The sequence below is a fragment of the Galbibacter sp. genome (assembly GCF_035306585.1).
Classification (GTDB): domain Bacteria; phylum Bacteroidota; class Bacteroidia; order Flavobacteriales; family Flavobacteriaceae; genus Galbibacter.
Genome location: NZ_DATGNU010000133.1, coordinates 15,969 through 28,269 on the forward strand (window position 1 = coordinate 15,969; position 12,301 = coordinate 28,269).

At 38.0% G+C, this 12,301-nt stretch carries 9 protein-coding genes; 4 read left to right on the forward strand and 5 right to left on the reverse strand.

Annotation, left to right across the window (positions count from 1 at the left end):
• Positions 1-117 precede the first annotated feature (117 nt).
• Entirely contained in the window at positions 118-804 is a 687-nt protein-coding gene (locus VKY50_RS12295; RefSeq protein WP_324302108.1) for a response regulator transcription factor, read from the reverse strand.
• Between the two features lie 311 nt (positions 805-1,115).
• On the opposite strand from VKY50_RS12295, the gene VKY50_RS12300 reads away from it, so the two are divergent.
• The 4 genes from VKY50_RS12300 (at position 1,116) to VKY50_RS12315 (ending at position 8,836) form a co-directional block, all read left to right on the forward strand.
• Positions 1,116-3,491, forward strand: coding sequence for an autotransporter outer membrane beta-barrel domain-containing protein (locus VKY50_RS12300; protein ID WP_324302109.1), 2,376 nt, complete (start codon positions 1,116-1,118; stop codon positions 3,489-3,491).
• Positions 3,492-3,604: 113 nt separating this feature from the next.
• A complete protein-coding gene (locus VKY50_RS12305; protein ID WP_324302110.1) occupies positions 3,605-6,433 on the forward strand; it encodes a TonB-dependent receptor in 2,829 nt (942 codons plus the stop codon).
• Between the two features lie 181 nt (positions 6,434-6,614).
• Positions 6,615-7,589: a LuxE/PaaK family acyltransferase gene (locus VKY50_RS12310; RefSeq protein WP_324302111.1), complete on the forward strand. Its 975-nt coding sequence runs from the start codon at positions 6,615-6,617 to the stop codon at positions 7,587-7,589.
• 227 nt (positions 7,590-7,816) lie between these two features.
• Entirely contained in the window at positions 7,817-8,836 is a 1,020-nt protein-coding gene (locus tag VKY50_RS12315) for a LacI family DNA-binding transcriptional regulator (RefSeq protein ID WP_324302112.1), read from the forward strand.
• Between the two features lie 2 nt (positions 8,837-8,838).
• Here the strand turns inward: VKY50_RS12315 and VKY50_RS12320 are convergent, their stop codons facing one another.
• From VKY50_RS12320 to panC, 4 genes are read right to left on the reverse strand one after another with little or no spacing between them, the layout of a single operon-like run.
• Positions 8,839-9,984, reverse strand: a complete 1,146-nt coding sequence (locus tag VKY50_RS12320; protein WP_324302113.1) for an alpha/beta hydrolase — start codon at positions 9,982-9,984, stop codon at positions 8,839-8,841.
• Between the two features lie 34 nt (positions 9,985-10,018).
• Positions 10,019-10,984: a lysylphosphatidylglycerol synthase transmembrane domain-containing protein gene (locus VKY50_RS12325; RefSeq protein ID WP_324302114.1), complete on the reverse strand. Its 966-nt coding sequence runs from the start codon at positions 10,982-10,984 to the stop codon at positions 10,019-10,021.
• A gap of 1 nt (position 10,985) precedes the next feature.
• Positions 10,986-11,336 carry an aspartate 1-decarboxylase gene (gene panD, locus VKY50_RS12330; RefSeq protein ID WP_324302115.1) on the reverse strand — a complete coding sequence of 117 codons (351 nt, stop codon included), beginning with the start codon at positions 11,334-11,336 and terminating at the stop codon, positions 10,986-10,988.
• Between the two features lie 12 nt (positions 11,337-11,348).
• Positions 11,349-12,197, reverse strand: a complete 849-nt coding sequence (gene panC / locus VKY50_RS12335) for a pantoate--beta-alanine ligase (RefSeq protein WP_324302116.1) — start codon at positions 12,195-12,197, stop codon at positions 11,349-11,351.
• Positions 12,198-12,301 lie beyond the last annotated feature (104 nt).

The window sequence follows — 12,301 nt, forward strand, 5'->3', positions numbered from 1 at the left end:
ACGCAGCGCAAAACGGTATGACTTTTTTAATTTTCTTTTCAAAGAGCTTTATTAACCTTATTAATTAAATACAACAATAAACCATTCTCAATTTTTAATAAAGGCAATAAGGGTATGCTATAGGACAAATTTGTAACCTACCCCTTTGACTGTTTTAAAGTGATCATCTCCGATTTTTTCTCTTAATTTCCTAATGTGTACATCGATGGTTCTTCCTCCAACGATTACTTCGTTTCCCCAAACTTTATCTAGTATTTCATCTCTTTTAAAAACTTTTCCAGGGCGACTAGCAAGCAGGGAAAGTAATTCAAATTCTTTACGTGGAAGAATTATTTCTTTACCAGATTGTACAATTTTGTATTCATCCCTGTTAATGGTGATATTACCAACATGAACCATGTTATCCGCAGGACCATTCTCTTCCTTAAGTCTTCTAAGTAAGGCTTTGACCTTACTGATGAGTAATTTTGGTTTAATGGGCTTTGTGATGTAGTCGTCTGCTCCAGCATCAAATCCAGCCACCTGAGAGTAATCTTCTCCTCTAGCAGTTAAAAAGGTGATAATGGTGTCTTTGAGATCGGGCGATTTGCGAATGTGCTCACAAGTCTCTATACCATCCATCTCAGGCATCATAACATCTAAAATTATCAGATGCGGCCGTTCCTTTTTAGCCTTGGCGATGGCCTCATTACCATTTTTGGCGGTGGTTACATTATACCCTTCTGAGGATAAATTGTATCCAACAATTTCCAAAATATCTGGTTCATCATCTACCAAGAGGATTTTAATTTCTCCTTTTTTCATTGCGATTTATAATTTGATTAAACAGTATGATACAGTTTATAAGTGTTCTCTAACTAAAAGATTTTAAAACATTTAAAAAAATCTAACACCCATTACTAATGCCCAAAAGTAAAGATAATATTAAATAATTAAAGCACTTAACATTCATTTAATATGATAACCTAAAGGTAACATAACCTATGTTGATCTTTAACCTGAGGGTAACTTCAAAGTTCGATATCACTTGTTTATTTGCAACGGAACAATTTTAACAATGTTCACAAATGTCAGAAATGAAAAACATTGAAACAAAATTTAAATCAAAACCAAAAATGAAGAAAATCAATTTATTATCCGTTGTTACTTTGGTTGCCATTCTAATGGCAGCTTGTTCAAGTGATGATGATAACTTTAATCCTAATCCAGAACCTGGACCAATAGGAGAAGAGATCACTAAAACAGGTAAGATTTCTGAAAATGAAACCTGGACTGCTGAAAACATTTATGTTTTAGACGGTAAGGTGGTTGTTAGTGAAGGAGCTACTTTGACCATTGAGCCAGGAACGATTATCAAAGGTGCGGAAGGTCAAGAGTCTTTAGCTTCAGCACTAGTGGTAGATCAAGGGGCTAAGTTAATGGCTGAAGGTACACCAAGTAAACCAATTATCTTCACCTCTGTACTGGATGGAATTGAACCAGGACAAACCACTGGAACCTTATCAAATTCAGATGTAGGATTATGGGGTGGACTTATCGTTCTCGGAAAAGCACCAATTTCAGTTAATGGAGATGTTCAAACAGCTCAAATCGAAGGAATCCCAGCTACGGAAGATTATGGACAATATGGAGGGTCGGATGCGGCAGATAATTCAGGGAGTCTTAAATACATCTCTATTCGTCATGGTGGGATTACTATTGGAGCAGATAATGAAATTAACGGACTTACCCTTGGAGGTGTTGGTTCAGGAACTACCATTGATCACATCGAAGTTGTTGCTAATCAAGATGATGGTATTGAGTGGTTCGGTGGATCGGTCAATGTTACCAATGCCTTAGTTTGGTCACAAGGGGATGATGGTTTCGACGCCGATCAGGCATGGAGTGGAACACTTAGTAATGGAGTTGTTGTAATGGGTGGTGAATCTGGTACGGCTTTAGAATTAGACGGTCCTGAAGGATCAGCTGCTACAGAAGCTGGGTTTACAATGGAAAACATCACTTTAATCGGTGCAGGAACCTCTAGTAAATATGCCGATTTAAGAGATGGACTTATCGCCAACCTAAACAATGTGTTTGCCTATGGATTTGGAGCAGATGCTACCGTTAGTATTAACGGTGCGGATACTGCTACAGAATTGGCCAATGATCGCCTCACATTCTCAGACTGGGAAATAGTATTACCAGAAGGAGTTACGATGGATCAAGTTTTCGATGGAGATTACAACCAAGGTGATGAAGTTAAATTCTTAAGCAATGCACAGGCCGTTGGATCTCAAGGGACTGTTGGAGCAAATATGGATGTGTTTAGCTGGACCTTTGCAGCGAACAAAGGAGCTATTACTACTGCACCACTAGGAGCAACAATTACTAAAAGTGGAAGTTTAACATCTGATGAGACTTGGACTTCGGAAAACATTTACATATTGGATGGTAAGGTAGTAGTGAGCGAAGGTACTACTTTAACGATCGAGCCAGGAACGATTATCAAAGGTGCGGAAGGTCAGGAGTCTTTAGCTTCTGCATTAGTGGTAGATCAAGGTGCTAAGCTAATGGCGGAAGGAACTGCAGAGGCTCCTATTATTTTTACTTCTGTACTCGATGGTATTGAGCCAGGACAAACTAAAGGTACTTTATCAAGTTCAGATGTGGGTCTATGGGGAGGAGTGATCATTCTAGGGAAAGCACCAATCTCGGTAAATGGGGATGTTCAAACCGCTCAAATCGAAGGAATTCCTGCTACAGAGTCTTATGGACAATACGGCGGGTCGGATCCCATTGACAATTCAGGAACTATAAAGTATGTCTCTATCCGTCATGGTGGTATTACCATTGGAGCAGATAATGAAATTAACGGACTTACCCTAGGAGGTGTGGGTTCTGGTACTACTATTGACCACGTGGAGGTTGTAGCCAATCAAGATGATGGTATTGAGTGGTTCGGCGGAACTGTGAATGTAACCAATGCACTAGTATGGTCACAAGGTGATGATGGTTTTGATGCTGATCAAGCTTGGAGTGGAACCCTAAGTAATGGAGTTGTAGTAATGGGAACTGAGTCTGGAACTGCTTTAGAATTAGATGGGCCTGAAGGATCGGCTACAACAGAGGCAGGATTTACCATGGAGAACATTACTCTAATCGGTGCAGGGACCTCTAGTAAATATGCTGATTTAAGAGATGGGGTTATCGCAAACTTAAACAATGTTCTTGCTGTCGGTTTTGGAACCGATGCTACTGTTCATATAAATGGAGCAGATACGGCTACAGAATTGACCAATGATCGTCTTGTCTTTTCAAACTGGGAAATTGTATTACCTCAAGGGCTTACAATCGATCAAATTTTCACGGGAGATTTCGCCAGTGAGGATCAAATTAAGTTTACAGATAACGCTATAAGTGTTGATTTAACGCAGGCGACTGTGGGGGCTGATGTTTCAGTATTTGAGTGGACAGACGCCTTTGCTGCAGGGGTACTAAATTTAAATTAGGGATTACAAAATAATTACAAAAACGATGTCCAAAGGCTGGTTTATAGGCTTTTGGACATTTTGTTGAAAAGAATAGAATTGAAAAGAAAAGAATGAAAATTAAACACAATAGAATGCTTAACAAGAAACTCCTTTTTGTCGCAATAGCCTCTATCTTTATTCAGTTTGCTTATGGACAACAGGGGACTGTAAGAGGGAAAATAATGGACGGTGAGTTTAATGACGTCCTTCCATTTGCAAATGTATCGGTAAGTGGAACTACCATAGGAACAACTACAGATTTTGAAGGAGATTATGTTTTAGACTTAAATGAGGGAACTTATACCTTATTGTTTTCCTTTGTGGGATACTCCTCTCAGAAGGTTACCGAAGTTGTGGTAGAACAAGGGAAAACTACAGAGGTAAATATTACATTGCATGCCTCTTCAGCCGTATTAGATGAAGTTGTTGTAACCACTACTGTGAGAAAAAATACCGAAGCCTCCGTACTGAATCTTCAAAAGAATTCCGTCACCTTAATGGATGGGTTGTCTTTGGAGTCCATCAAAAAAACTGGGGCAAGTGACATTGCTTCAGCGATAAAAAGTGTTCCTGGTGTTTCGGTGCAAGACGGGAAATATGTATACGTTCGAGGACTAGGAGATCGATATACTAAAAGTATTTTAAACGGGATGGACATTCCAGGGCTTGACCCTGATAAGAACACGGTACAAATGGATATTTTTCCTACCAATATTCTTGACAATGTGATTGTTTTAAAATCCGCATCTGCTGATTTACCAGCAGATTTTACTGGAGGTGTGGTTAACATTGTGACCAAGGATTTCCCAACGCAAAAACAACTTTCTTTTTCCGCATCCATAGGTTACAATCCAAGCATGCATTTTAATGAAAATTATCTGAGTTACCAAGGAGGAGCAACCGATTTTTTAGGATTTGATGATGGAACAAGAGATTTGCCTTTTCCTGAAAATGCGAATATACCAAGTCCTTCGGATGCTCAAAACAACAGTGTTTTAGATGATTTTACCCGATCAATTGAACCTAATATGGCAGCAGAGCGTCAAACTTCTATGCCAGATTTTAGCCTAGGATTTAGTTACGGAAATCAATTTAACGTCGGTGATGATAACGTGCTTGGGGTTATTGCCTCGTTAGACTTTAAAAATTCTACTGAGTTTTATGAAGGATTTGAAAATGGTGTTTATCAAAAATCTGCAGAAAGCGATCAATACGAATTACGTTTTGATAGAAGGCAGCGAGGCGATTTAGGCTTAAACAATGTACTGGCCTCTGCCTTGGCTGGTCTTTCGTATAAAACTGGAAGATCAAAATATAAATTAAATCTATTGCACATTCAAAACGGAGAGAAAAGAGCAGCTTTGTTTAATCAAAGAACAGAAATTTCCAATGCGATAGATGTAAAAAAAGATAACCTAGAATACACCCAACGATCGGTAAGTAATGCACTGATTTCTGGAAAGCACACCTCTAAGGACGCCTCCTTTACTACCGAATGGAGTTTGTCTCCAACCTATAGTAGTGTTCAAGATAAGGATGTTCGTCTGACTACCTTTATAATCAATCCTGATGGTTACACTATTAGTTCGGATGCTGGTTTCCCCATTCGTTTATGGAGAGATCTAAAGGAAATTAATGCGGTAGCTAAGGTAGACTTTACTAAAAATTATACCTTATTTGATCATAAGTCAGTTTTTAAGTTCGGTGGATTATATAGTTACAAGCAACGTGATTACAGCATCCATAACTATGACATTGCATTTTATAATTTCCCTACTTCAAGTTTAAATGGAAATCCAAATGCTATTTTACAACCAGAAAACGTATGGAATACAGCTAATAATTCTGGTGCTTATTTGAGAGGGAATTTCCAACCCGCTAATACTTTTGATTCCAATCAAAATACTGCGGCCGCGTATGTGTCAAATGAGTTTAAAGTTTTTGATAAATTAAGGGCTATATTGGGACTCAGAGCTGAATATTTCACCACCTATTTTACTGGACAAAACAATACAGGAACCCAGATCTACGATAATGTTAAGACTATCGATGAACTTGATTTCTTTCCTTCAGCAAATTTTATATATGAGTTTAAAGAGAATCAGAATTTCAGATTGTCTTATTCTCGTACTACAGCAAGACCGAGCTTTAGAGAACTCTCAGTAGTTCAGATCCCGGACTTATTGACTGGAATAATGTTCTTAGGGAACCTTGATTTAAGGCCTACCTATATTGACAATTTTGATTTTCGTTTTGAAATTTTTGGTGATGCAGCACAAATGTTTGCAGTAAGTAGTTTCTATAAGCGATTTAAAGATCCCATAGAAATTGTGGCCTACGATATTACGGCTCCGAATCAATTTACACCACGAAACTCGCCCGCTGCTGAGGTTATTGGACTGGAGGTGGAGGCTCGTAAGAACTTCGGTTTTATCACCGAGGGGCTGCGCGATCTAGCGTTAAATATAAATGTATCTGTGATCGATTCAAAAATTGACATGGCAAAAGGGGAGGATCAGGAATACGATTCAAGAAAGATATTTGCAAGAGATGGCGAGACTATAGAAGATACACGGAACCTGCAAGGACAATCCCCATTTTTGATCAACACTGGATTAAGCTATAATAACAGAGAATTAGGTTTAGAAACAGGGGTGTTCTATAACGTACAAGGTAAAACGCTTGAGGTTGTAGGATTTGGACAAAATCCAGATGTATATACGCAACCTTTCAATAGTTTGAACTTTAATATCTCTAAAGCTTTTGGAGAAGAGCAAAACTCTAAAATTAGTTTTAAACTGAGCAATATTCTAAATGATAAGAAAGAAAGCTGGTATGAGTCCTATGGCGCTGCTAGTCAAAACTTTTCTTATAGAGACCTTGGAACTTCCTTCTCCGTGGGATATAGTTTAAGCTTTTAAAGTAATAAAACGGTTTTGATTTGATTAAAAAAGGCTGCCAATGGCGGCCTTTTTTTAATTCGCGATGATCGAATTGCAAGCATATTCTTTCTACTAAAAACACGATACTTTGAAAAGCCTCACCAAACAATAGATACCTCCTATACTATTTTGCGTATTTTTGTCGGGTTAAAAAAGGTTTATGGATCCCAGCGCTATTTTCAATATTCAATCAGAGGAAGACTTCAATGAAGTGGCCTTAATGGTGTTTGGATTTCAGTATAGAAACAACAAAACGTATCAGGAATTTTGCAATCACCTAGGAAGAACACCCAAAGAGGTGACTTTATTGGAGCAAATTCCATTTTTACCTATTGAGTTTTTCAAATCTCGAAAAGTGGTTTGTGATAGTGATTTCCACGATATTATTTTTACAAGCAGTGGTACCACGGGAACTGTAACCAGTAAGCATTATGTAACTGATTTAAGCCTTTATCAAGAGAGTTTTAGAAAGGGATTTTCTCACTTTTATGGCGATATAAAGGATTATACCGTTCTAGCCTTGCTACCTTCTTATCTGGAAAGATCAGGCTCTTCACTTATCTATATGGCCAATGATATGATTGAGTCCTCTGAAGCAAAGGAAAGTGGATTCTATTTACACAACATTGATGAGCTGGCCGAGCAAATAAAAACTTTAGATCAATCAGGAAGAAAAATTCTTCTTATCGGAGTCTCATTTGCGCTATTGGACCTTATTGAAACACACCAATTTTCTCTTAAAAACACCATCGTTATGGAGACTGGAGGGATGAAAGGCAGAAGAAAGGAGCTCATCCGAAATGAATTACATCACTTGCTAGGAAAAGGTTTTGGACTAAAGAAAATCCACTCGGAATACGGTATGACTGAATTACTCTCGCAAGCTTATTCAAAAGGGGATGGAATTTTTGGATGCCCACCGTGGATGAAAGTCATCATTAGAGACCCCGAAGATCCCCTAACGCTACTACCACCTGGAAAATCGGGGGGGATGAATATTATTGATCTAGCCAATTTGAACTCCTGTTCATTTATCGCCTCGCAAGATCTAGGGAAACTAAAAGGAGACAATTTTGAGGTCATTGGTCGCTTTGATCACTCTGATATTAGAGGGTGTAATTTGATGGTGCTCTAAAACCTTATTGGATACCCTAGGAGTCCTTATGAAGGTACCCTTAAAAAATTCTGTATATTTACAGTAATGGGTCATTTGGTAAAAAGGATGGCGCACAAGGGATGAGATTTTGTTAAAATTAAATGTCATTAACATCAAAATATGCAATTATGCTGTAATGTTATCAGGATATTGCGGTGGATAGGATAAAAAGCTTAATTTTGATCTTGCAATAAAGGAAAAGGAAAATGAGGCAAAAAATAACGCTAAAAGAAATTTCAAGACGATTCAACGTGTCTATTTCTACAGTGTCTAAGGCGCTGAAAGACAGTCCAGAAATTAGTGAAAAGACCAAGGAGATTATTCAGGCTTTCGCCAAAGAGCATCACTACAAGCCCAATAACATTGCTTTGAGTTTGAAGAATCAAAAAACCAAAAACCTCGGAATCATTCTTCCCGAAATTGTCCATTATTTTTTCTCCTCAGTGATTACCGGAATAGAGCGATTAGCAACTGAAAAAGGATATAATGTCATTGTTTGTATCTCAAACGAATCCTTTGACAAGGAGGTGATTAATATGCAAATGCTCGCCAATGGAAGTATCGATGGATTTATCATGTCACTTTCAATGGGAACAGAAAACAAACAAGACTTCCATCATATTAAAGAGGTCATTAATCAGGGAATGCCTGTGGTGATGATCGATCGAGTTACAGACCAGGTTGAATGTGATAAAGTTATCATCGATGACTTTCAAGGGGCTTACAATGCGGTGAGCTATTTGATTGAATCTGGGCGTAAGAACATTGCCTTAATTAGTATGCCAGATTATATGAGTGTGGGTAATTTACGTACCCAAGGCTACCGAAAAGCACTTCAGGACCACGGAATTGAGGTAGATGACAATTTAATTATCAAGGTTGAAGATCCCTATGGAGGTTCAGATGTAATCGAGGAATTACTGATAAATCACACCGTTGATGCGGTGTTTGGAGTCACCGAATTCTTTGCGGTCTCAGCGATGAAAATAGCCCAAAAGATGGGGAAATCTGCACCAGAAGACATTTCCTTTATAGGGTTCACTGATGGTATTATCTCCATAAGTAGTAGCCCTTCACTCACCACGGTTAGTCAAGGGGGTGAAGAAATTGGAGAGAAAGCTGCCGATTTACTTATTAAGCGCCTAGAAGACCCTGACTATGAAAACAGGCCTTTTGTAACTGAAATAATAAAATCCAGTTTAGTAAAACGAGAGTCAACCCTATAGGACTACCATCCAAAATCCGCCTTAAGGGACTCCATTCGCTCAAGTGCAAGATCTTTGGTGGCAAAATCAATTTCATTCATACCAAAAGCCTTTTCATAGGTACGAAGCGCCTTTTTAGGTTCGCCTAAGTGCTCGAGGTACTCTGCTTCCCAGAAGAATCCAAGCATGGTATTTGGGTATTGGTCTTTGGCAATTTTGCTCAGTTCCTTTATAGATTCTAGGTCCTCTTTTTTCTTAGCACCAGCGTAAATGGCCATCATGTCATTTAAACTCACTTGCTTTTTAAAGCCAAATAAGGTTTCAATAGTGGTGTATTTATCAGTTAAGTATTCAATCACAGGACCATTGTGTGCAAGTATTTCTTCCTTGTACTCTTTAACACTGATAGGTTTATAAACTTTAAAGATCTGGTCAAACGCTATTGGAATACCAAAGGAGGCAACTGAATAATGATCGGCATTGTCAAAGTTGTTGTAGTAGTAGTGTAAATGATTGTTGTTGTATCCCTTAATTTGGTTGTGGAAGACTTGGATTCTTTGTTGGTTCTCAGATTCATCTTCATTTGCGGTAGCTATATAGTAAAACACCATTTGATCTAATTCACTTAAGCGTTTAGGAACTTTACTCTCCATAAGGGGAGCGAAAGAAGGTGATAATGCTATATAAGCATTGAATAAGGGTGATTTTTTAAATAGGAAGTAATTCGTGAAATTAGCTGTAATACCATGACCTATGATGGCTTTAAAGTTAGCAAGATGATAGTTTTTAGCTACCATAGGTATAAGTTCCATAGAGATGAATTCGAAAAAAGCATTTCCTTTTTTATCTGGAAATCCACTCTCTGGACTGTAATAACAATCTTCGTACCTGCTTTGACTTTGATCAATGCCTAGAATGATACACTGTGGCATTTTATCTTTATGTGCATAAAATTTGGCATTTCCAACAGTGATGTCAAATAAGTAATCCGCGTCTAATACAACCACAAGCGGATAGGTTTTATCCGAGCTATAATCCTCTGGTACATAGATTTTTATGTTTCGCTTCTCAGCAAGTTTAATGGACTCTATTGTGGTAGAGGTAACCTGAGCAACGCTAAGGTAGGTGCATAGCATTAGTAAAATGCATAAGAGGGCATTCTTTTTCATGATACATAAGATTTGGAGTGGGAAAGATAAGAAATTATTTATTTTTATTAAATATCGGAAGTAAAAGAAATGAGAGTGCTCCAAAGAGCACCACCATGATTGTTTGAGAGGACCACATAATCCATCCAAAAGCATCTCCAGCAGTTTTGCTTACCCCGTAAATTAAAAGGATGTTACTAACGGCAATGGGGTATAATCCGATTCCGCCATTGGTAGCGGTCATAGCAAAAGCACCTGCTACAAAGGCAGCTAAGATGGCGCTTACTGGAAGATCAGCCGTTTCTGGAATAGAAAATTTAACCACCCAAAACATGGCGATATATAACAGCCAAATCGCTAGGGTATAGAGGATGAATAAAAGTTTGTTTTTCATTTGAAAAACACTGCTTACCCCCTCGATTAACCCTTGGACAATGTGTTTAATTTTTAATAAAAACCCGCTTCTAGCTTTCTTTATAAAGTAGTAGAATAAGCTGCCAAAAACAAGTGCCACACACCCAATTGTGATGATTTTGGTATAATTAATTTGCTTTGCGGCGAAATAATCGAGTATGATTTCAGTCTGTAGGATCCCCGTAATTAAAACAATGAGCAGTAACATTATAACATCGATGACTCGCTCTGCAATGATGGTTCCAAATCCTTTCTGAAAAGGAATGTTTTCATAAGTGCTAATAGTGGTGGCCCGAAGTAATTCCCCAGAGCGTGGAATTCCTAAATTTGCTAAATAGGCAGCAAAGATGGCCATGATGTTGTTGATCAGTCGCGGTTGATAACCTATTGGTTTTAGTAATAAGTTCCAACGAACTGCTCTAAAAAAATGACTTAAAAACCCCAGTAATAAGGAAATGAGAACCCAGAAGTAATCTGCCTCTTTAATGGCTTCTACTATGTTTTTACGATCCTCCTGGGAGGTGATCGAATATGAATAACCGATTAAAAAAACTCCCAGCAAAAGTGGGAGTGTCTTTTTAAGTATGTTTTTCAATCTGGAATTCACGCTACTTTAAAGAATTGTCATTTTCATTCGGGAAAATAATGGCGGGTTTAAAATCTTTGGCCTCCTGAAAATCAAGTGTACCGTAAGCAATTATGATAATGATGTCCCCGCGCTGAACACGGCGTGCTGCAGGACCATTAAGGGTGATTTCACCGCTATTTCGATTTCCTTTAATCGCATAGGTTTCTATGCGCTCTCCGTTGTTTACGTTAACGATTTGTACCTTTTCTCCTTCAATGATATTGGATGCCTCCATCAATGCCTCATCGATGGTGATACTACCAATATAGTTCAGATCTGCTCCTGTGACCTTTACTCTGTGTATTTTGGACTTTACTACTTCAATTTGCATGCTACAAAGGTATTAATTTAAAGCAATTGTATCTATTAGTCGTATGTCATTTGCATATACAGCAACAAATAAACGATAATGCTCCCCATTTTTTTTGACTTTAACAGATTTTAGCGTTTTTTGCTCGGCAATTTCTGCGTATTCGAGATCAAAATCGTTGTGGTTATTGAATTGGTCATGAATCCAATCGAGGATTTGTTGGATGCTATGGGTGTTGAATTTTTCTTTAGCCTTTGAAATAGTTTTATAAATAAAAGCGGCTTTGATTCTCAAATCCTCTGGAAGGCGTTCGTTCCTCGAGCTCATCGCAAGCCCGCTTTCTTCTCTAGTAATGGGACATTCAATTATTTGAACATCTAAGTGTTCTTTTTCTGTAAGTTTCTTGATGATCTGAAGTTGTTGATAGTCTTTTTCCCCAAAATAAGCACGGTTGGGCCTTATAGTGTTGAAGAGTTTTTTGACTATTGTTCCGACGCCGTCAAAATGACCAGGTCTAAATTTGCCTTCCATTTGGAGTTCTAGACCATCAAAATCAAATTTTTCTGAGGAGATATTATCTTGGTACATCTCTTGTGCCGAAGGAGCAAAAATGATTATCTGATCATTAAGGTCCTCAAGCAAACGGAGATCTTTGTCCAAGGTTTTAGGATATTTTGCTAAGTCCTCCGGATTATTAAATTGTGTTGGGTTGACAAAGATACTTACAACGACCAGATCATTTTCTTCTAAAGCGCGTGTTACTAAAGAGATGTGTCCTTTATGTAATGCACCCATAGTAGGGACTAATCCGATGGTTTTATAATTGTTTTTCTCTGCGCTCAGCAGAGAAATTAATGCTTCTTTTTGTTTAAAAACGCGCATCAGTTTTAAAATTAACAGCCTGCAAAGCTATATAAATTAAACGAATTAGGCATATTTTTTGTATTTTTGCATGCTTTAACCTTTAGTTGAAAGTAATAAATAGA